Source organism: Edwardsiella hoshinae NBRC 105699 = ATCC 33379 (assembly GCF_000474215.1).
In the GTDB taxonomy this organism is placed as follows: domain Bacteria; phylum Pseudomonadota; class Gammaproteobacteria; order Enterobacterales; family Enterobacteriaceae; genus Edwardsiella; species Edwardsiella hoshinae.
In genome coordinates this window covers 37,311-58,529 of the sequence record NZ_BAUC01000001.1, presented here as the reverse complement: position 1 = coordinate 58,529, position 21,219 = coordinate 37,311, and the positions used below count along the sequence as shown (strand labels likewise).

The 21,219-nt window shown below is 60.0% G+C and carries 13 protein-coding genes; 12 read left to right on the top strand and 1 reads right to left on the bottom strand.

The window, feature by feature from the left end; all coding sequences use genetic code 11:
• The first annotated feature begins 158 nt into the window (after window positions 1-158).
• From EHO01S_RS00250 to htpX, 12 genes are all read left to right on the top strand, one after another.
• On the top strand, window positions 159-1,664 hold the full coding sequence (locus EHO01S_RS00250) for a CoA-acylating methylmalonate-semialdehyde dehydrogenase (protein ID WP_024522067.1): 1,506 nt from the start codon (window positions 159-161) through the stop codon (window positions 1,662-1,664).
• Window positions 1,665-1,675: 11 nt separating this feature from the next.
• Window positions 1,676-3,601, top strand: coding sequence for a 3D-(3,5/4)-trihydroxycyclohexane-1,2-dione acylhydrolase (decyclizing) (gene iolD, locus EHO01S_RS00245; RefSeq protein ID WP_024522066.1), 1,926 nt, complete (start codon window positions 1,676-1,678; stop codon window positions 3,599-3,601).
• Window positions 3,602-3,879: 278 nt separating this feature from the next.
• Complete coding sequence (gene iolG / locus EHO01S_RS00240) at window positions 3,880-4,866, top strand: inositol 2-dehydrogenase (RefSeq protein ID WP_024522065.1); 987 nt, start codon at window positions 3,880-3,882, stop codon at window positions 4,864-4,866.
• A 33-nt stretch (window positions 4,867-4,899) separates the two neighbouring features.
• Window positions 4,900-5,829: a substrate-binding domain-containing protein gene (locus EHO01S_RS00235; protein WP_024522064.1), complete on the top strand. Its 930-nt coding sequence runs from the start codon at window positions 4,900-4,902 to the stop codon at window positions 5,827-5,829.
• A 56-nt stretch (window positions 5,830-5,885) separates the two neighbouring features.
• Complete coding sequence (locus EHO01S_RS00230; protein WP_024522063.1) at window positions 5,886-7,448, top strand: sugar ABC transporter ATP-binding protein; 1,563 nt, start codon at window positions 5,886-5,888, stop codon at window positions 7,446-7,448.
• Window positions 7,445-8,473, top strand: a complete 1,029-nt coding sequence (locus EHO01S_RS00225) for an ABC transporter permease (RefSeq protein WP_024522062.1) — start codon at window positions 7,445-7,447, stop codon at window positions 8,471-8,473. Before EHO01S_RS00230 ends, EHO01S_RS00225 begins: the two co-directional genes overlap by 4 nt.
• A gap of 11 nt (window positions 8,474-8,484) precedes the next feature.
• Window positions 8,485-9,618: a Gfo/Idh/MocA family protein gene (locus tag EHO01S_RS00220; protein WP_024522061.1), complete on the top strand. Its 1,134-nt coding sequence runs from the start codon at window positions 8,485-8,487 to the stop codon at window positions 9,616-9,618.
• Between the two features lie 12 nt (window positions 9,619-9,630).
• The gene (locus EHO01S_RS00215; RefSeq protein ID WP_035370127.1) at window positions 9,631-11,535 is read left to right on the top strand and encodes a bifunctional 5-dehydro-2-deoxygluconokinase/5-dehydro-2-deoxyphosphogluconate aldolase; all 1,905 of its coding nucleotides are present in this window, start codon (window positions 9,631-9,633) and stop codon (window positions 11,533-11,535) included.
• Between the two features lie 14 nt (window positions 11,536-11,549).
• The gene (iolE, locus tag EHO01S_RS00210; RefSeq protein ID WP_024522059.1) at window positions 11,550-12,440 is read left to right on the top strand and encodes a myo-inosose-2 dehydratase; all 891 of its coding nucleotides are present in this window, start codon (window positions 11,550-11,552) and stop codon (window positions 12,438-12,440) included.
• Between the two features lie 9 nt (window positions 12,441-12,449).
• Window positions 12,450-13,265, top strand: coding sequence for a 5-deoxy-glucuronate isomerase (gene iolB / locus EHO01S_RS00205; protein ID WP_024522058.1), 816 nt, complete (start codon window positions 12,450-12,452; stop codon window positions 13,263-13,265).
• A 341-nt stretch (window positions 13,266-13,606) separates the two neighbouring features.
• Window positions 13,607-15,634 (top strand): alpha-amylase, encoded by a 2,028-nt coding sequence (locus EHO01S_RS00200; RefSeq protein ID WP_024522057.1) that lies wholly within the window; start codon window positions 13,607-13,609, stop codon window positions 15,632-15,634.
• Window positions 15,635-15,858: 224 nt separating this feature from the next.
• Window positions 15,859-16,746 (top strand): protease HtpX, encoded by an 888-nt coding sequence (htpX, locus tag EHO01S_RS00195; RefSeq protein WP_024522056.1) that lies wholly within the window; start codon window positions 15,859-15,861, stop codon window positions 16,744-16,746.
• 291 nt (window positions 16,747-17,037) lie between these two features.
• On the opposite strand, the gene putA is transcribed toward htpX, so the two are convergent.
• On the bottom strand, window positions 17,038-20,985 hold the full coding sequence (gene putA, locus EHO01S_RS00190) for a trifunctional transcriptional regulator/proline dehydrogenase/L-glutamate gamma-semialdehyde dehydrogenase (protein ID WP_024522055.1): 3,948 nt from the start codon (window positions 20,983-20,985) through the stop codon (window positions 17,038-17,040).
• Between the last annotated feature and the right edge of the window lie 234 nt (window positions 20,986-21,219).

The window sequence follows — 21,219 nt, the reverse complement described above, 5'->3', positions numbered from 1 at the left end:
GGCCTAGCGCAACTGGCTATGGCGATACGCGTTATTAACATAAAAACACACCTTCGATCACAATAATCGCCATTTATTTTATTTTGTCTTAAAGTGGAATATTTGTTTCATGTACAGTGTCCGGGTCACAGTCACAGACCAACAGCGAGAGGTGCAGGATGGAGACGGTAGCGAATTTTATTCACGGCGAATGTATCACCGGAGCAGGCCAGCGCATACAGACCATCGTTAACCCGGCCAGCGGCGAACCCATCCGCCAGGTGGTGATGAGTACGGCGCAGGAAACGGAGCAGGCCATTGCCGCCGCCGCTCGCGCATTTCCCGCCTGGGCCCAGCAGTCACCGCTAAAACGCGCGCGGGTGATGTTCCGTTTTTGCGCGCTGCTTGAACAGCACAGGCAGGCCCTGGCGCGGCTGATCAGTGAAGAGCATGGCAAGGTGTATTCTGATGCCCTGGGGGAGCTGACCCGAGGTTTAGAGGTGGTCGAATTCGCTTGTGGGATCGCACATCTGCAAAAGGGAGAACACTCTGCCAATGTGGGCAGCGGCGTTGACAGTTATTCGCTGATGCAGCCGTTGGGGGTGTGCGCGGGGATCACGCCGTTTAACTTTCCGGCAATGGTGCCGATGTGGATGTTCCCTGTCGCGTTGGCGACCGGTAACACCTTTGTGCTGAAGCCGTCAGAAAAAGATCCTTCGCTCGCGTTGGCGCTGGCGAAACTGCTGCAAGAGGCCGGGTTACCGGACGGCGTGTTTAATGTTGTGCAGGGCGATAAAGAAGCCGTGGACGTTCTACTGTCAGATCCACGCATTCAGGCGGTGAGCTTTGTCGGCTCGACGCCCGTGGCGCAATACGTTTATCAGACCGCTTCCGCGCACGGCAAACGCTGTCAGGCGCTTGGCGGGGCTAAAAACCACTGCATCCTGATGCCGGATGCGGATATGGATATGGCGGTCAACGCTATCATGGGGGCGGCGTACGGTGCGGCGGGCGAGCGTTGTATGGCGCTTTCCGTGGTGTTGGCGGTGGGGGAGTCGGTGGCCGATGCGCTATGCGCCCGACTGGAGAGCCGGATTGCCGCGCTGCGGGTCGGGCCGGGACTCGATCAGGTGCCGGAAAATGAGATGGGGCCGCTTATCTCCGCCGCTCATCGCAGTAAGGTGTTGGGCTATATCGACAGCGGTGAAGCGCAGGGGGCGATGTTACGTGTTGACGGTCGCCGTCTGCGTCTTAACGGACATGAGCAGGGGTATTTCGTCGGTCCTACGCTATTCGATAGGGTGACTGCCGACATGGATATTTACCAAGAAGAGATTTTTGGCCCGGTGCTTTCTGTGGTGCGTGTCGCCGATTATCACAGCGCAGTCGCGCTGATTAACCGCCATCAATATGGTAATGGTGCCGCCATCTTTACCCGCGACGGCGGTTACGCGCGCCGTTTCTGTGATGAGGTTCAGGCGGGAATGGTCGGTGTTAACGTCCCGATTCCGGTACCCATGGCCTTTCACAGTTTCGGCGGCTGGAAGCGTTCCATTTTTGGCCCGCTCAATGTGCATGGCCAGGATGGCGTACGCTTTTACACCCGGATGAAAACGGTCACCGCGCGTTGGCCGGAAAGACAACAGGCTAGCGACGCGGCCTTTGCCATGCCGACGCTGGGATGATGGGAGGGGGTATGAAAACCGAACGAATGACCATGGCTCAGGCGCTGGTCCGATTCCTGAATCAACAGTATGTCTGGGTCGACGGACAGGTGATGCCTTTTGTGGCGGGGATCGCGACGATTTTCGGCCACGGCAACGTGCTGGGTATCGGGCAGGCGTTGGCGCAGGATGCCGGTCATCTACAGATCATGCAGGGTTGCAACGAGCAGGGAATGGCGCACATGGCGACCGGTTTCGCCAAGCAGCATCGGCGCTTACGTATTTTTGCCGTCAGCACCTCGGTGGGACCGGGCGCCGCCAACCTGGTAACGGCGGCAGCCACCGCCACGGCAAACCGCATTCCGCTGCTGCTATTGCCGGGAGATATCTACGCCAGTCGCCAACCGGATCCGGTACTACAGCAAATCGAGCAGTACCACGACTTGAGTATTAGTACCAACGACTGCTTGCGTCCGGTCTCCCGTTACTGGGATCGGATTAACCGCCCGGAACAGCTGATGAGTGCGATGTTGAACGCGATGCGCACCCTTACCGATCCCGCGGCCACCGGGGCGGTAACGATTTGTCTGCCACAGGATGTGCAGGGGGAGGCTTGGGATTACCCGCAATGCTTTTTCGCTCAGCGGGTGCATATTATTGAGCGGCGTCCGCCGGATAGGCAGCGTCTGGCGCAGGCTCAGGCGCTGATTTCCCGTAAGCGTCGGCCGCTGGTGGTGTGCGGTGGCGGGGTGCGTTACTCGGGCGCGCACGATGCGTTTCGCGCGTTCGTCGAGACGCTACAACTGCCGTTCGCTGAAACACAGGCCGGAAAAGGGGCGCTGACCAGCGATCATCCGTTGAATCTCGGCGGTATTGGCGTGACTGGCGGATTGGCGGCAAACCAACTGGCGTCGCAGGCGGATCTGGTGATCGGCGTCGGCACGCGTCTAAGCGATTTCACCACCGCTTCGAAGACCCTGTTTTCCCATCCCGATGTGGATTTCCTGCTACTCAACGTCGCGGAGTTCGACGCGCTAAAGCTTGACGCCACGGCGCTGGTGGCCGATGCCCGTAGCGGGCTTACGGCGTTGACGACGGCGCTTGCCGATTACCGTAGTCAGTGGGGCGACGAGCTGTGTCGAGCGATGACGACCTGGCGCGATGAATGCCGCCGCCTGTGGGCGCGGACGTGGTCGCCCGCCGAGGCGCCGGAAATTGCCGGGCATCTCGACGGACAACTGCGGGAATATGCAGAGACGCTTAGCAGCCATCTGACTCAGACGCGGGTGTTAGGACTTATCAACCAGCATATTGAAGAGAATGCCATCGTGGTGGGGGCCGCAGGATCGCTGCCCGGGGATTTACAACGGCTGTGGCAGGTGAAGACGCCCGACAGCTACCATCTGGAATATGGCTACTCCTGCATGGGGTATGAGATTGCCGCCGCTGTTGGCGTGAAGCTTGCCATGCCGCAGCAGCCGGTCTATGCCATGGTGGGCGACGGATCGTACATGATGTTGCACTCCGAGCTGCAAACGGCGGTGCAAGAGGGGATCAACATCACCGTACTGCTGTTTGATAACGCCGGGTTTGGCTGCATCAATAACTTGCAGATGGGACACGGCATGGACAGCCTCGCCACCGAAAACCGTCAGCGCAATCCGCTTACCGGGCGACTGGACGGTCCACTGGTGACAGTAGATTTCGCGCAGAACGCCGAAAGCTACGGCTGTCGTGCGTGGCGGGTGCATGACGAGCAAAGTCTGCTGACTGCATTGATGGCGTCTCGGGGGTATCCCGGACCGACGCTGCTTGATATCAAGGTACTGCCGAAGACCATGTCGCACGACTACGCCGCCTGGTGGCGTACCGGTGATGCGCAGGTTGCGACATCGCCGGCGGTGCGTGACGCCGCGCAGCAGACGCGGGCTCAGTTGCAAAACGCGCGACAGTATTGAGTTTACCATTACCGCGAAATTCTTATTCCATTTTTCTCTTTTGTTTCACTCCCACGGCCAACAGTGCGTGGGAGCAAACAGCTATCGTTGGCGCCATTCTCCTCTTTACGTCCCACAATATGCACTAAATGTTGTGATGTTGATAACACATATCATCCTGATTTTTGCAAAAGTGTTATCTCTGGCGCAAAAATATAACTTTCACTTTTAATGAAAATGAAATTAATGTTCTATTTATGGGTGTTCGTTCACCGTAGTTACTCGTACCAGGAGCCGCTATGTTTAACATCGCTTTACTGGGCGCTGGCCGTATCGGTCAGCTACATGCCGCTAACATCGCTCGTCACCCAGAGACTAGACTCTGGTCCGTCGTCGATCCCCTCCATGAATGCGCCGCGCGCCTGGCCACGCAGTACCAGGCCCGCCAGCAGAGCCTCGACGAGGCGATGACCGACCCTAACGTGCACGCGGTACTGATCGCCTCCGCGACCGACACCCACGCCGATCTGATTGAGCAGGCCGCTCGTCATGGCAAAGCCATCTTCTGCGAAAAACCGATTCATCTGGATTTGGCGCGGGTGCGTGACTGCTTGAGGGTAGTCACGCAGTATGACGTGCCACTGTTTATCGGCTTTAACCGCCGTTTCGATCCACAGTTCCGTCAGGTTAAACATGCGCTGTTGGCCGGGCGCGTTGGTACGCCGGAATCGCTGATGATTATCTCCCGCGATCCCGCGCCGCCCTCGCTGGAGTATGTGCGGGTGTCCGGTGGCCTGTTTCGCGATATGACCATCCACGATTTCGATATGGCGCGCTTTATCATGGGGGAAGAGCCGGTATCGCTGTACGCCCAGGGCAGCAATCTGATTGACCCGGCCATTGGCGAGGCGGGCGATATCGATACCGCTTTTATCGTGCTTAAGTACGCCTCCGGCGCGCTGGCGACCATCGTCAACAGTCGCCGCTCAGCCTATGGCTACGATCAGCGTCTTGAGCTGCACGGCTCCGAAGGGCTGCTCTGCGTGGGCAATATTCTGGAAAACCAGGTGCAGCACTATGGTCCAAACGGCGCGACCCACGCGCTGCCTGAACACTTTTTCTTGCAGCGCTACGGTCTGGCCTACGCCGCGGAGTGGGCGCACTTTGTTGCCGTTCTGCGCGGCGAGGTGGCTCCTGAATGCAGCGGTGATGATGGTGAACGGGCGCTGTATCTGGCGGATAAAGCGCTGGAATCGCTACTCAGCCAGCGAACGGTCCTCCTCTAAGCCGTGTGATCCCCCCGACAGAGAGACATAACCATGAAAAAGCTGATCTTTGCCACCCTCATCGCCGTGACATCCGGAGCCGCCTGGGCCGAGAACGAGCAGATCGTTTTCAGCACGCCAAACCTGGCGATGCCGTTTGAAGTGCACATGCAACGCACGGCGCTAAAAGCGGCCAAAACGATGGGCATACAATTGCAAGTGCTGGATGGGCAGGGCAGTTCGCCAAAACAGGTGGCGGATCTTGAAAACGCCATCACCCGTGGCGCACAGGGGTTTATTGTTTCGCCTAATGATGTTAACGCCGTCGCCAGTGCCGTGGATGAGATCCAGCGAGCCACGTTGCCGGTAGTGACCCTCGATCGTTCTGTCAACAGCCAGCGTAAGGTACCGCACTTCGGTGCCAATAATTATAAGGGCGGCCAGGCCATCGGCGACTTTGTTAAGCGTCAATTCCCTGACGGTGCGCAGATTATTCTGTTAACTGGCCAGCCAGGCTCTTCTTCCAACATCGAGCGGAGTAAAGGTATCCGCGACAGCCTGAAGGCGGGGGGAGATAAGTACAAGATCGTCGCTGATCAAAGTGGTAACTGGATGCGTTCCGAAGGAATGCGCATTGTCGAGAGTGTCCTGCCCTCATTGCCCCAGCGTCCGCAGGTGATCCTGGCGGCCAACGATGATATGGCCTTAGGCGCGATCGAGGCGCTACAGAGTCAGGGATTCACCCCGGGAGAGGTGCTCGTAACCGGTTTTGACGCGGTGCCGGAGGCCTTGGCGCGGGTGCGCGACGGCTGGATGGCGGTGACGGCCGATCAGCGTCCGGGTTATGCGGTTCAGACGGCAATGAGCCAACTGGTTGCCAAGGTGCGTGAGTCGCGCGCGATCGTTGGCGCAGACTATCCGCCAACGCTGATCACCCAGGAAAACTTACAGCAGGCCGAACGTATTGATGAGGCCGGTCACTGATCTCCCCAGGGCCAGCGCGGCGGTGGCGGCCCACGATGAACAAAGAGGAGCGGTCGATGTCGCAACCTTTACTCAACGTCAGCCATTTGACGAAAAGCTTCTCCGGCGTCTGGGCATTGAGCAACGCGCAACTGAGCGTTGGCATGGGTGAGATCCATGCGTTGCTGGGAGAAAACGGAGCGGGGAAATCCACGCTGCTGAAGGCGTTGGCCGGTGCGCAGCCGCAGACGAGCGGCGAAATCTGGTTTAACGGCGCTCTACTATCGCAGGCGGATTCACCGGTCGAGCGGCAGAACAAGGGGATTATTACCATCTATCAGGAATTTAACCTGCTGCCCAATATGACCATCGCGGAAAATATGTTTCTTGGCCGCGAACCGCGTAAACGCCGTTTTATCGTCGATGAAAAGGCACTCAATCAGGCGGCGCAGGAGGTTCTCAATTACTTGCAACTGCACGTCGCGCCGACGACGCCAGTGGCGCGCCTAAGCGTGGCGCAGCAGCAAATGGTAGAGATCGCCCGCGCGCTGACGTTGAATGCCAAGCTGATCATTATGGACGAACCATCGGCGGCGCTGAGCGATAGCGAAGTGGAGAGCCTACACCGGGTGGTGCGGGAGCTCAAGGCGCGCAGCGTGAGCATTATTTATGTCACCCACCGTCTGCACGAGGTATTCCAGCTCTGCGACAAATTCACCGTGTTGCAAGATGGCCGCTTTAGCGGCAGCGGCGCGGTGGCGGACTCCAACGTCGAGCAACTGATCCGCATGATGGTCGGGCGCGACGTAGCCTTCAACCGGCGACCACCCAGCGAAACTCACCACGAAGATAAACCCGTTCGTCTGGCGGTGAAGGGGCTGTGCCGTGAAAAGCCGCCGTTAGATCCACACGGTATCGCGCTGCATGACATCAGTTTCCAGGTGCACGCCGGCGAGGTGCTGGGCATCGCTGGGCTGGTCGGCGCCGGGCGTACTGAGGTGGCTCGTTGCCTGTTTGGCGCCGATAGCTTCAGCGCGGGTCAGTTTGAGCTCGATGGCGTGCCCTATCAGCCGCGCAGCCCGCTGTATGCCCTCGCTCAGGGGGTGGCGTTGGTACCGGAAGACCGCAAAAAAGAGGGGGCGGTACTGGGACTGTCTATCCGCGCCAACCTGTCGCTCTCCTGTCTCTCCTCGCTGCTGCGCTGGGGGTATTTCGTGAATAGACGCAAAGAGGATGCGTTGATTGCCACTTACCGTCAGGCGTTGCAGATCAAAATGGTGAACAGCGATCAGGCGGTGCGCAAGCTTTCCGGCGGTAATCAGCAGAAAGTTATTCTCGCGCGCTGCATGGCGCTCAATCCTCGGCTGCTCATCGTGGATGAGCCGACGCGCGGTATTGATGTCGGCACCAAGTCAGAAGTGCACCAGGTGTTGTTTGATATGGCGAAACAAGGCGTAGCGGTGATCGTGATTTCGTCCGATCTCCCGGAGGTGATGGCGGTGTCCGATCGCATTATGACCCTTAGCGAAGGACGGGTGACGGGTGAAATTCACGGTGATGACGCCAGCGAAGAGCGCCTCATGATGATGATGGCCATCAATCACCACGCCTTGGACGCAGCAGAACGGAGTTTCCCATGACGCAGATGACCTCTAAAACACAGACGGCGGTAACGCGCTCGGGCCGTTTCGATCCCATCGCGTTCTTCGAGCGCTTCGGGGTGCTGATTTTTATGATCCTGTTGCTGATGTTCTTCCAGTCGCAGAACAGCAATTTTTTCTCTGAACGCAATATTTTCAACATCCTGACTGAGGTATCCATTTACGGAATCATGGCGGTGGGGATGACCGTTGTCATCCTGACTGCCGGGATAGATCTGTCCGTGGGCTCGATTCTGGCGGTTTGCGCGATGACCGCTGCGTATGTGATTAAAGGCGATAACTTCACCATGGTCGACCCAAACGCCTGGGGTGGCCTGAGTTGGCTGGTGGGGCTGGGGATCTGCCTGGGAATGGGAACGGCGATTGGTTTTCTGCATGGCCTCGGCGTGACCCGTCTACGTCTACCGCCGTTTATCGTCACCCTCGGCGGGATGACCATTTGGCGCGGCTTGACGCTGGTGATTAACGACGGTGCGCCGATCGCCGGTTTTGATCCTGGCTATCGCTGGTGGGGCCGTGGCGAGCTATTCGGTATCTCGATCCCTATCTGGGTCTTCGCGCTGGTGGCCCTTGGCGGTTATCTGGCGCTGCATAAAACGCGCTGGGGCCGTTTCGTATACGCCATCGGCGGTAACCCGGAGGCCGCGCGCCTGGCGGGGGTCAATGTCAAACGCGTATTGGTGAGCGTCTATGTGCTGATTGGCTGCCTGGCGGGCCTGGCCGGGTTTATCCTCAGTGCGCGTCTGGGGAGTGCCGAGGCGGTGGCCGGAATTGCGTTTGAGCTACGGGTGATTGCCTCGGTGGTGATCGGCGGAACATCGCTGATGGGTGGCTATGGCCGCATCGGCGGCACCATTATCGGCTCGATCATTATGGGCATCCTGATCAACGGTCTGGTGCTGATGAACGTGTCAGCCTACTACCAACAAATTATTACCGGGCTAATTATCATACTGGCGGTCGCCTTTGACACCTATGCCAAGAGCCGTCGTGGCGCATTGTGAGGGAGCGGATGATGAAAGAGGTTCGTATTGGCTTAATCGGTAGCGGCTACATCGGCAGGGCGCATGCCATTGCTTACGCACAGGCGCCAGTGGTGTTCAACCTGCGTGGCAAATTGGTGCGTGAAATGGTGGCGGAAATCACGCCGCAATTGGCGGCGGAGGCGGCGCGCGCTTTTGGCTTTAAGCGAGCCACCGGCGATTGGCGTGAACTGGTCGCCGATCCACTGGTCGATGTGGTGGATATCTGTGCGCCGAACTCGTTGCATAAGGCGATGGCGCTGGAGGCGATCCGACACGGCAAACACGTCTACTCGGAAAAACCGTTGGCGCTCAATGCCGTTGATGCCCGGGAAATGGTGGAGGCGGCGCAGCGAGCTGGCGTGAAAACGCTGGTCGGCTTCAACTATATGAAGAACCCGACAGCCAAATTGGCGCAGGAGATTATCTCTCGTGGCGAGATCGGCGAGGTGATCCATTTTTACGGCACTCACAACGAAGACTATCTGGCCGACCCGTTGCTTCCGATTCACTGGCATTGCCTGAAGGCGAGTGCGGGGCTCGGCGCGCTGGGCGACTTGGCCGCCCATATCGTCAACATGGCGCACTATCTGGTCGGCGACATTGAGCAGGTCTGCGGCGATCTGAAAACCGTTGTCGCGCAGCGTCCCGCGCATGCCGGCTCCTCGCTGCGAGTGGCGGTGGAAAACGAAGATCAGGCGCACGCGCTGGTGCGCTTCGCCAATGGCGCGCAGGGCGTGATCGAGGCCTCGCGCGTCGCCTGTGGGCGCAAGATGGGGCTGACGTATGTCATTACCGGTACCCAAGGCGCCCTCAGCTTTAGTCAAGAGCGTATGGCGGAGCTAAAGCTGTATCTGCATGCGGATCCGGCGAATCGCCAGGGATTCCGGACGCTGTTGCTCGGGCCCGCCCATCCGGAGTATGCCGCCTTCTGTCTCGGGCCGGGACACGGCATCGGCTTTAATGATCAAAAAACGGTGGAGGTTCGCGACCTGGTGGATGGCATCGCTGCCGATGCGCCCATGTGGCCGGATTTCGAACAGGGTTGGAAGGTGTCGCGGGTGCTTGACGCTATCGCCCTCTCTCATCGCGAGGGCCGCTGGCTGAAGGTGAGTGACATTGTTTAACGAGGGCTCAACGTGGAAAAGCGGTTTGATGTGATATGCATGGGGCGGATTGCCGTTGACCTCTACAGCCAGCAGATCGGCGCTCGGCTGGAGGATGTGACCAGTTTCGCCAAATACCTGGGGGGCTCGTCCGGCAACGTCGCCTACGGTACGGCGCGTCAGGGACTCCGCTCATCGATGCTGGCGCGGGTTGGCGATGAGCATATGGGACGCTTCCTGCGTCAGGAGCTTAACCAGGTCGGCTGCGACACCAGCCATCTGATTGTCGATAAAACGCGGCTGACGGCGCTGGTGCTGCTCGGGCTTAAGGATCGGGATACCTTCCCGTTGATTTTTTATCGCGACCAGTGCGCCGACATGGCGATTACCCCCGATGATGTGGATGAAGCCTACATTGCCTCGTCCCGCTGCTTGGCGATTACCGGTACGCACCTGTCGCATCCGCAAACCCGCGAGGCAGTACTGACGGCGCTGGGTTACGCCCGTCGTCACGGTGTGCGTACGGTGCTGGATATCGACTACCGACCGGTGCTCTGGGGATTGACCTCGCTGGGTGACGGCGAAACACGGTTTATCGCCGCCGAGCGGGTGAGCCGTGAGCTACAGGAGGTGCTGCACCTGTTCGACGTTATCGTCGGCACCGAGGAGGAGTTCCACATCGCGGGCGGCAGTCTTGACACGTTACAGGCGCTGACGCTGGTGAGGCGCGTCAGCCCGGCGACGCTGGTGTGCAAGCGCGGCGCACTGGGTTGCTCGGTGTATCGCGATGCGATTCCATCCCGGCTTGATGACGGCCTGACCGTTACCGGCGTACGGGTTGCGGTGCTCAACGTATTGGGCGCCGGAGATGCGTTTATGTCCGGTCTGCTGCGCGGCTACCTCAACGATGAAGGCTGGGAGCAGAGCTGCCGCTATGCCAATGCCTGCGGGGCACTGGTGGTTGCGCGTCACGGTTGCGCCCCCGCCATGCCGAGCAAAATCGAGCTTGATGATTACCTGGCTCGCGAACGGGACGTGCCGCGCCCGGATCTTGACCTGCGCCTTAGCCATTTGCACCGGGTGACTACCCGCCGCCGCGCGTGGCCTGAGCTGTGCGTGATGGCGTTTGACCACCGTAGCCAGTTTGAGGAGATGGCGCGGCAATGCGGCGCCAGCCTGATGCGCATAGCGCCGCTGAAAAACCTGATCTTACAGGCCGCCCGCGAAGCCGCTTCGTGTGCCGGGCTGGAGGGGAAGGCCGGGGTGCTGTGCGACGGCACCTTTGGCCTGGATACGCTGAATGCCATAACCGGTGCGGGCTGGTGGATTGGGCGACCTATCGAGTTGCCGGGATCGCGGCCGCTGGAGATGGAGCACGGTAACATTGGTACCCAGCTCATCAGTTGGCCGCAGGAGCAGGTGGTGAAGTGTTTGGTTCTCTATCATCCGGAAGATGCCCACGATCTGCGCCTCGCGCAGGAGCAGAAGGTGGCGGAGGTCTATCGCGCCTGTTGTCAATCAGGGCATGAGCTGTTGTTGGAGCTGATTTTACCCGCCGAGATGCCACACAATGACACACTCTATCTGCGGGCGATTTCCCGTTTTTACAATCTAGGCGTGTATCCCGACTGGTGGAAGCTCCCGCCGCTCTCATCCGCGGGATGGTCGGCACTGAGCGCCATCATTGAAAGACGTGATGCGCATTGTCGCGGTGTCCTTATCCTTGGCCTCGATGTTCCGGCGCAACAGTTGCGCGCCGGGTTTAACGCGGCCGCCGCTCACGCGTTGGTGAAAGGGTTTGCCGTGGGGCGCACGCTGTTCGGCGATGTCGCTCGTGCGTGGTTGAAGCAGGAGATTGACGATGCGCAGTTGGTGGCGCGCATTCGGGATAACTACTTGCAGCTTATCGCCTGGTGGCGTGAGCGCGGGCAAACATGATTCAGGAGGAGATGATGGCTGTGCAATTAGGTATTAACCCGTTGACATGGACTAACGACGATCTTCCGTCTCTCGGCGCGGAAACGCCGCTTGAAACCTGCTTGAGCGAGGGTAAAGCGGCCGGGTTCGCCGGTTTTGAGCTGGGGAATAAATTTCCGCGCGACGCGCAACGGCTCGGCCCGATCCTGCAACGTCACGATTTGCAGCTGGTGTCCGGTTGGTACTCCGGACGCCTGCTGGAGCGCAGCGTGGAAGAGGAGATTGCCGCCGTACAGCCGCACCTGACGCTGCTGCGCGAGCTGGGGGCGACGGTGATGGTGTTTGCCGAGGTGACGCACTGTATCCACGGTGATCGGCGGACGCCGGTGCATCGGCGTCCACATTTCCCAGCGCCGCGCTGGACGGAGTATGGCGAGAAGCTGACCGCCTTTGCCCGTTATACCCAGCGGCAAGGGGTGCAGATTGCCTACCATCACCATATGGGGACGGTGATTGAGTCCGCCGAGGATGTGGATAACCTGATGCGCCATAGCGGCGATGAGGTAGGATTACTGCTGGATACCGGCCATTTGACCTTTGCGGGGGCCAATCCGTTGTCGGTTGCCCAGCGTTGGGCGACGCGCATTAATCACGTCCATTGCAAAGATGTGCGCGCCGATGTGCTGGCGCAGGTGAAAAACCGTAAAACCAGCTTCCTCGATGCCGTACTGAGCGGAGTGTTTACCGTGCCGGGCGATGGTTGTGTCGATTTCGCCTCGCTCATGACGCTACTGAAGGCGTGCCAATATCAAGGGTGGCTGGTGGTCGAGGCCGAGCAGGATCCGGCTGTCGCCCATCCGCTGACCTATGCCTGTCTAGGGTATAACAACCTGAGCCGTCTGGCGCGGGAGGCCGGGCTTATCTAAGGAGGGGATATGTCGCGTTTACTCTCGCGTCGGCGACCGCCGGACGCACAGGGGTGTATCCAGGCCATTACCCCGGCGCGCGCGGGCTGGCGTTATGTCGGCTTTGCCGCGTATGAATTAAACCCAGGGCAGACGTTAACACTGCCCGCGCTCAGCGAGGAGCGCTGTCTGGTACTGGTGGCCGGGCGTGCCAGCATCAATACGTCGAGTGCGTGCTTCGCCGAGATCGGCGAACGCATGAGCCCGTTTGAGCGGAAAAAACCGTGGGCGGTATACGTAACGCCAGGCGAAGCCATACAGATACAGGCTATGACTCGGCTAGAACTGGCGGTGTGCACCGCCCCAGGGCACGGTAATTGGCCAACCCGGCTTATCACGCCACAGGATATCGCGGCCGAAGCGCGTGGTAAGGGAAATAACCAGCGCTATGTGCACCATATTCTGCCGCAGGATAAGCCCGCCGACACTCTGTTGGTGGTGGAGGTGTGGACGCAAGAGGGCTGTAGCAGTTCGTATCCCAGCCATAAGCATGATAGCGATAACCCGCCGCAGGAAAGCTACCTGGAGGAGATCTACTACCATCGCCTCAATCCCACGCAGGGCTTCTGCATGCAGCGGGTGTATACCGACGATCGATCGCTTGATGAGTGCATGGCGGTGTACAACCGCGACGTGGTGATGGTTCCGCGAGGGTATCACCCGGTGGCGACGATGGCGGGTTACGATAGCTATTACCTTAACGTCATGGCCGGACCGGTGCGGCGCTGGAGGTTTAGCTGGGAGGCGGATCACGCCTGGATTAACCACGATTATCCAGGTAAGTGAGCACCGTCACCCAGATCGTCGCGCGCCGCCCACCGCCTACTTATGCGCGGCGACGCATGGCGCAGTAGCGCTGTCGGTTTTCCTCTTCGTGCCGAGTCGGCGCGCATGACCGTCTGATGGGGCCAGGGCGCTGACAACCAGTAAACGACGCCTCATTGGCGTTTCGTTTTCTCGCCGGGTGGCGAGTTCGACCTTGTGCTCGCCCATCCGTCGGGCGGCTGGCGGTAAAGTTGGGAGTGTCCGCTCTCCTCTCCACCCCCGTCGTCCTCCCCACACAGGGAGGAGCACAGCGTGGGCGGCGACTGGCACACTGTAGCGAATCCCTGTTACAGGAGCCGACGATGAAATATCCCTTCCTCTGTGCATTATTGCTCCCCGGGGTGGTGTGGGCCGACTGGCACTCCCCCGACTTTTCCCACTTTACTGCTTCAGGGGAGGGGGTGTTCAGCGCCAGTCACGCCCTGGATAAGGGGCATGCCGCACTGCGCCTGTATCAGGGCGAACAGTGTTGGCAGCCCAGCACGGCGATCCGCCTCAATCAGACACTCTCGTTGGCGCCTTGTCAGGGAGAGGCACCGGACTGGCATCGTTACCGCGCCGGGGTGTATCAGGCGCGTATCGATCTGCGCTCCGGTACGCCGACACTGACCCTGTCAGTACAATCACAGGCGGAGACGCGCGTGACGCCGCGGCGTTGTCCGCGTTGGACGGGGGACGCGGTGACGGTGCCGGTGGCAAGCGCCTTTGCCGATGGGACGTTGGTACGCGATTTTTACAGCGGCCAGATCGCGCGCGTCAGTCAAGGAACGATCACCTTGCAGCCGGCGGAGGGCAGCAACGGCTTGCTATTGCTCGAATCGGCCAAGACTCATGGGCCGGCGGCCTTCGACTGGCATAATGCAACGGTCTATTTCGTGTTGGTCGACCGCTTCGCCAACGGGGACCCGAGCAACGATAATAGCTATGGTCGGCATAAAGATGGCATGCAGGAGATCGGTACCTTTCATGGCGGTGACTTGCGCGGCTTGACCGCCAAGCTCGACTATCTTCAACGCTTAGGCGTCAATGCGCTGTGGATCAGTTCGCCGCTGGAGCAGATCCACGGTTGGGTTGGCGGCGGTGCTAAAGGCGACTTCCCGCACTACGCTTATCACGGCTATTACCCTTTGGACTGGACGCGTTTGGATGCCAACATGGGCGACGAACAGGATCTGCGTGCCCTGGTAGAGGGCGCGCATCGGCGTGGCATCCGGGTACTGTTTGATGTGGTGATGAATCATACCGGTTACGCCACCTTGGCCGATATGCAGCAGTATCACTTCGGCGCGCTGTACCTCAAGGGGGCGGCTGTACAGCAGACCTTGGGGCGGCACTGGGGGGATTGGAAGCCGGGCCCTGGCCAGACTTGGCATAGCTTTAACGATTACATCGATTTTGGCGACAGTGCCGCCTGGGAGCGTTGGTGGGGCAAGGGCTGGGTACGTAGCGATATCGGCGACTACGATAATCCCGGTTTCAATGATTTCACGATGTCGCTCTCCTTCCTGCCGGATGTGAAGACCGAGTCGACGCAGGCGGTCGGCTTGCCGAACTTCTACCGCAATAAGCCTGATACGCGCGCCGTGGCCATTCCCGGTTATACTCCGCGAGATTACTTGACCCATTGGCTTAGCCAATGGGTACGCGAGTATGGCATCGATGGTTTCCGTGTCGACACGGCGAAGCATGTCGAGCCGGCGGCGTGGCAGCAGTTGAAGACACAGGCCAGTGCCGCGTTGGCAGCGTGGAAACAGGCCCATCCGCAGCAGGCGTTGGATGATGCTCCTTTCTGGATGACGGGCGAGGCCTGGGGGCACGGGGTGATGTACAGCGATTACTATCGGCACGGTTTCGATGCGATGATCAACTTTGACTATCAGGATCACGCCGAGCAGGCGGCGGATTGTCTGTCTACTATCGATCCGCTTTGGCGGCAGATGGCGCAGAAGCTGCAAACCTTCAACGTCCTTAGCTACCTGTCGTCCCATGACACCCGTCTCTTCCGCACTGCCGGCAGCCGGGCCGCCGAATTGCTGTTGCTGGCACCAGGCGCGGTACAAATCTTCTATGGTGATGAGTCTGAGCGCCCGTTAGGGCCGAGCGGCTCGGATCCGTTGCAGGGAACCCGTTCGGACATGAACTGGGCGGCGCTGGCGGGCAAAGAGGCGGCTACGTTGGCGCATTGGCAGAAGCTCGGCCAGTTCCGCGCTCGTCATCCGGCCATCGGTAAAGGACGCCAGATCACCGTACCTTGGCCGCAAGGGTATGCCTTTATCCGTGACGATGGACAGGATCGGGTGATGGTGGTCTGGGCGGGTAAACGAACGTAGCACCGGCGATTTGTTACAAAACTTTCCTGATCTTGCCCGCCAAGTCGGCGGGCAACTCGTTGATTTTTTCAGATGACGTGTAAAAAGTAACCGCCGAAGGTGGCGAAAATGTAAAGTTTTGTTTCTTTGCCGTCTTATCGTGCCACAGCCCTTGAAACCGGCGCAGATGGCCTTACCATCTGATCATCGCATGGGGCGAGATGTTTGAGAGGATTGACAACGATATGATGCGTATTGCTTTGTTCCTGTTGACTAACCTGGCAGTGATGCTGGTGTTTGGTCTGGTACTGAGCCTGACAGGCATTCAGTCCAGCAGTGTGCAGGGGCTGATGATCATGGCGCTGCTATTTGGCTTCGGCGGCTCTATTGTCTCGCTGCTAATGTCTAAATGGATGGCGCTGCGCTCCGTTGGGGGCGAGGTGATTGAACAGCCGCGTAATGAAACCGAGCGCTGGTTGGTGGAGACGGTACGCCGCCAGGCTCAGCAGGCGGGGATCGGCATGCCGCAGGTGGCTATCTACCAAGCGCCGGATATCAATGCGTTCGCGACTGGCGCGCGGCGTGATGCGTCATTGGTGGCGGTGAGTACCGGCCTGTTGCAGAGCATGAGCCGCGACGAAGCCGAGGCGGTGCTGGCGCATGAGATCAGCCACGTCGCCAACGGTGACATGGTGACCATGACGCTGGTGCAGGGGGTGGTGAACACCTTCGTGATCTTCATCTCCCGCCTGATCGCTCAAGTGGCGGCGGGCTTCCTTTCCGGTAACCGCGATGAAGGAGAGGGCGAGAGCAGCGGCAACCCGATGATTTACTTTGCGGTCTCGATGGTGTTGGAGTTGGTGTTCGGTATCCTGGCCAGCATCATCACCATGTGGTTCTCGCGTTACCGTGAGTTTCGCGCCGATGCCGGCTCTGCTAAGTTGGTCGGTCGTGAGAAGATGATTGCGGCGTTGCAACGCCTGAAGACCAGCTATGAGCCGCAGGAGGCCGGTAGCATGATGGCGTTCTGTATCAATGGGCGCAGCAACCGCTCCTTCAGCGAGCTGTTCCTATCGCACCCGCCGTTGGATAAGCGCATCGATGCGCTGCGTAGCGGCCAGTACCTGAAGTAATGCGCGCGCGTTCCGCTTCGGTGTGACGCGACGAGCTAAGACAAAAATACCGCTCACCGGATGGGAGCGGTATTTTTTTACGTGTACGGTCAGGTCGCGTGGGGACGGAATGTCATCCGTGAGGCGCGGCCTAAAGGCGTCTCATGGGGGAAGGATCACCGGCTGAGGGGGTAGCGCTAGCGTGAGCGGGAGCGCTAGGGAGGCGGCGGGTATAACAGCGTGCCGCTCGCCCGACGCCAGCGTTAGCGACGTCGGCCAGGGAGGCGCGCCAAGATGGAGCGCGAGGTGGGGTTAACTCAGGGTCATCAGGCTGGCGTTGCCGCCAGCCGCCGCGGTATTGATACTCAAGGCACGTTCATGAAACAGTAGTTCCAGCCGCAGCTGGGTATCACCGTGGGCCCAGCCTTGCAGCGAGACGATGGCGCCACTGCGCTCGGCGATCTGCCTGTTGAGGGTACGCAGTTGATCGCTGTCGCCATGGTAGATCGCCGCGTCGAATGGCTGTGCCATCAGTGTATCCGCTGCGCTTAGCGTGATGCGTGCGGCTACCGTCGGCGGGAGATCTCGCTGTAGCGCGTTATGCAGCGGCGTGTCTGGCCATACGACCTGGCAGCCGACCGCCATGGCCGCAGCCAGTTGGATCAGCGCGTCGCCCTCGTTGCTCGCCATACACAACACCCGCTCACGTGGGACGAAGATCAGAGTGTTGCGTTCACCGGTCGGCCCGCTCAGCAGGCGAGGGGCGCTCTGGCACTGATCGGCGTAGCGCCGACAGAGGGTTTGCAGCGCCGGGCGATCGGCCGCCCAGTCGCTCAGGGCTTGCAATGGCGACGGTAGTACGCCCAGGTCGTCGTCCGGTTGCGCCGTGGCGGGGGGCGCGGTGGAGGCCAACACGTTTTCTGGGCTGCGGGCCAGGAGACGGTAGAGATACAGCGGTCCACCCGCCTTGGGGCCGGTCCCGGATAAGCCCTGGCCGCCGAAGGGTTGCACGCCGACGACGGCGCCGACGATGTTACGGTTGACGTAGATATTGCCGACGTGGGCATGCGTGCTGACGTGGGCAATGGTCTCGTCGATACGCGAATGCACCCCGAGGGTCAGACCATAGCCTGAGGCGTTGATCTGGGCCAGCAAGGTATCCAACTGCTCGCGGCGGTAGCGCACCACATGCAGTACCGGGCCGAAGATCTCCTGCTGCAATGCGCTGAGGCTATCCAACTCGATCAGCGTGGGCGGCACGAAGGTACCTTGGGTGCGAGGCGGAGTATCGTCATGCGAGTGATATACCGCCTGGAATACCGGGTACCCCTTGGCCTGCATGGCATGAATATGTTGCTCGATACCGGCCTGCGCCTCGGCGTCGATCAGTGGGCCGATGTCGCAGCTTAAGCGCTCCGGGTTGCCCTGGCGGTATTCGGCCATGGCACCGCGCAGCATGGTCAGGGTAGGGTCGGCGATCTCCGCTTGCAGGCAGAGAATGCGCAACGCCGAGCAGCGCTGCCCGGCGCTGTCGAACGCAGAGGTGACAACGTCACTTACGACCTGCTCGGTGAGCGCCGATGAATCGACGATCATCGCATTGATGCCGCCGGTTTCGGCGATGAGCGGTATTGGCCGCCCCTGCGCATCGAGGCGATCGGCAATAGCGCGTTGTAATAACTTGGCGACCGCCGTCGATCCGGTAAACATGACGCCGCGCACTCGCGGATCGTGGACTAACTGGCTACCCACGGTTTCACCGCGTCCCGGAAGGAGTTGCACCACGCCGGCCGGAACGCCAGCCTGACGTAGGATGGCGATGGCCTGGGCGGCGATCAGTGGTGTTTGTTCGGCGGGCTTGGCCAGTACACTGTTACCGGCGGCCAATGCCGCGGCGATCTGGCCGGTAAAGATAGCCAGCGGAAAGTTCCATGGGCTGATACAGACGACGCATCCCAAGGGGCGATGAGTCTGGTTATCGAAGTTGGCGCGGATGTGTGCGGCATAGTAGTTGAGAAAGTCGACGGCCTCACGGACTTCGGCGATGGCGTTGGCGAAGGTCTTACCCGCCTCTCGGATCAGAATTCCCATCAGCGTCGGCATCTGGCGCTCCATCAGGGTGGCGGCGCGCTCTAGGATGGCGGCGCGCACCTGTGGCGGTGTGGCACTCCAGATAGGGGTATGACGTTGTGCATTCGCTAAGGCCTGTTCAACCTCCTGCTCGCTGGCATCGCGGGTATAGCCGACGATGTCGCTCGTATCGGCGGGGTTCGGCAGGGGACGCAGCTCGCCTTCGCTGCAAGGCTGCTCCAACAGTGGCAATGCTACGAGCCGCTGATGGGCCACGTTCAGTAGGGCGCAGGAGAGCGATGCGAGGCGCTGCTCATTGCTCAGATCCAGCCCCGCGGCGTTAACCCTTTCCGGCGCATACAGATCGCGGGGTAACGGGATCTTCGGATGGGGAAGCCCGGGACGCCCCTCTTGCGCCGTTAGTGCATCTACGGCGGCGACCGGATCGGCAACCAACTCGTCTAATGGCAAGCTGGCATCGGCGATGCGGTTGACGAAGGAGGTGTTGGCGCCATTCTCCAGTAGGCGGCGTACCAGGTAGGCCAAGAGTGTCTCATGGGTGCCGACGGGGGCGTAGATGCGGCAGGGGCGATTGAGCTTGCCATCGGCGACTTTGCCGACCACTTGCTGGTACAACGGTTCGCCCATACCGTGCAGACACTGGAATTCATATTGTCCTGGGTAGTAGTTTTGACCGGCCATCTGGTAGATGGCGGCCAAGGTATGGGCATTGTGCGTGGCGAACTGCGGGTAGATCAGATTAGGTACGCTTAAGAGTTTCTTGGCGCAGGCCAGATAGGAGACGTCGGTATAGATCTTACGGGTGTAAACCGGGTAGCCCTCCAGCCCGTCGACTTGGGCGCGCTTGATTTCGCTGTCCCAGTAGGCCCCCTTAACCAGGCGGATCATCAGCCGGTGTTGGCTGCGTGTGGCGAGATCGATCAGGTAGTCGATCACCCAGGGACAGCGCTTCTGATAGGCCTGGATCACAAAGCCGATGCCGTTCCAGCCGGCTAACGCGGGCTCATGGCACAAGCGCTCCAATAGATCGAGGGACAGCTCAAGACGGTCGGCTTCCTCGGCGTCGATGTTGATTGCGATGTCATATTGGCGTGCCAACAGGGTGAGTGACTTGAGGGTGGGATAGAGTTCGCTCATCACGCGCTCATATTGGGCGCGGCAGTAGCGCGGGTGCAGGGCGGAGAGTTTGATTGAGATCCCCGGCCCTTCATAGATGCCCCGCCCATTGGCGGCCTTGCCGATGGCATGGATCGCCTGTTGATAGGCGAGCAGGTAGGTCTGCGCATCGGCGTGGGTCAGCGCCGCTTCACCCAGCATGTCGTAGGAGTAACTAAAGCCTTTGGCTTCTAAGCGTTCTGCGTTCGCCAAGGCTTCGGCGATGGTTTCGCCGGTGACAAACTGTTCGCCCATCAGGCGCATCGCCATGTCGACGCCCTTGCGGATCAGCGGCTCGCCGCTCTTGCCGATGATGCGACTCAGGGCGTGGGTGAGATGGGTCTCGTTATGCGTGGCGACCAACTTGCCGGTAAATAGGAGCCCCCAGGTGGCAGCGTTGACAAAGAGTGACGGGCTACGGCCGAGGTGGGCCTGCCAGTTCCCGCCGCTGATCTTGTCGCGGATCAACGCATCACGCGTCGCCTTATCGGGGATGCGCAACAGCGCCTCGGCCAGGCACATCAACGCAACGCCCTCCTGTGAGGAGAGAGAGAACTCTTGCAGTAGGCTCTGTACCATCCCCGCCCGTCCGCCAATCTCCTTCTGATCACGCAATTGCTGCGCGAGGCGGTAGGCCAGGTGATAGGCCCGCTCGGCGAGCGGGCTCGGTAGCCGGGCTTGTTCGAGCAGCATCGGTACGGCATCAGTTTCTGCACGGCGGTAGGCGGCGGTGATATTGGCCCGCAACACCGACTGCGGCAGGATCTGCTCGGCGAAGCTCAGGAAAGGTTGAGACGTCTCCGGCGCTGCCGTCGTCGTCTCTGCTGACGGCAAGGGCTCGAGACCGGTTGTTGGGAGTTCCGCTGGCGCTTCACCCTGTTCCAGACGATCCAAATAGCTGAAGATGGCCTGCTTAATCAGCCAGTGCGGCGTACGGTCAATCTGCTTGGCTGCCTCCTTGATACGTTCGCGGGCGGCGTCATCGAGTTTGACTCCCAGGGTGGTCGTTGCCATCTCATTCACTCCTTTTCGCTCAGTCTGGCGTGTTCATCACATGCGGGAAGCCGACCGCAGGGGCGGGGGCCTCGCGTCAGTGTTTGCGGGATAGGCCGCCGTTAACGCGGGGTAGCGGGATCGGAGCCATCATTCGGCGTGGATGGTTTATTACGCCAAGTTGTTTCACAAAAATATCCATCATGTTGCAACTTTGTGCAACCTTGTTAAGTGCGACCTGGCTTGCAAGTTTGA

Excerpts from the sequence above, each read along its gene's own strand:
- iolG (WP_024522065.1), top strand. The coding sequence starts at position 3,880 with ATGTTTAACATCGCTTTACTGGGCGCTGGCCGTATCGGTCAGCTACAT.
- putA (WP_024522055.1), bottom strand. The coding sequence starts at position 20,985 with ATGGCAACGACCACCCTGGGAGTCAAACTCGATGACGCCGCCCGCGAA.
- EHO01S_RS00250 (WP_024522067.1), top strand. The coding sequence starts at position 159 with ATGGAGACGGTAGCGAATTTTATTCACGGCGAATGTATCACCGGAGCA.
- EHO01S_RS00235 (WP_024522064.1), top strand. The coding sequence starts at position 4,900 with ATGAAAAAGCTGATCTTTGCCACCCTCATCGCCGTGACATCCGGAGCC.
- iolD (WP_024522066.1), top strand. The coding sequence starts at position 1,676 with ATGAAAACCGAACGAATGACCATGGCTCAGGCGCTGGTCCGATTCCTG.
- EHO01S_RS00220 (WP_024522061.1), top strand. The coding sequence starts at position 8,485 with ATGAAAGAGGTTCGTATTGGCTTAATCGGTAGCGGCTACATCGGCAGG.
- EHO01S_RS00200 (WP_024522057.1), top strand. The coding sequence starts at position 13,607 with ATGAAATATCCCTTCCTCTGTGCATTATTGCTCCCCGGGGTGGTGTGG.
- EHO01S_RS00230 (WP_024522063.1), top strand. The coding sequence starts at position 5,886 with ATGTCGCAACCTTTACTCAACGTCAGCCATTTGACGAAAAGCTTCTCC.
- iolE (WP_024522059.1), top strand. The coding sequence starts at position 11,550 with ATGGCTGTGCAATTAGGTATTAACCCGTTGACATGGACTAACGACGAT.
- iolB (WP_024522058.1), top strand. The coding sequence starts at position 12,450 with ATGTCGCGTTTACTCTCGCGTCGGCGACCGCCGGACGCACAGGGGTGT.
- EHO01S_RS00225 (WP_024522062.1), top strand. The coding sequence starts at position 7,445 with ATGACGCAGATGACCTCTAAAACACAGACGGCGGTAACGCGCTCGGGC.
- htpX (WP_024522056.1), top strand. The coding sequence starts at position 15,859 with ATGATGCGTATTGCTTTGTTCCTGTTGACTAACCTGGCAGTGATGCTG.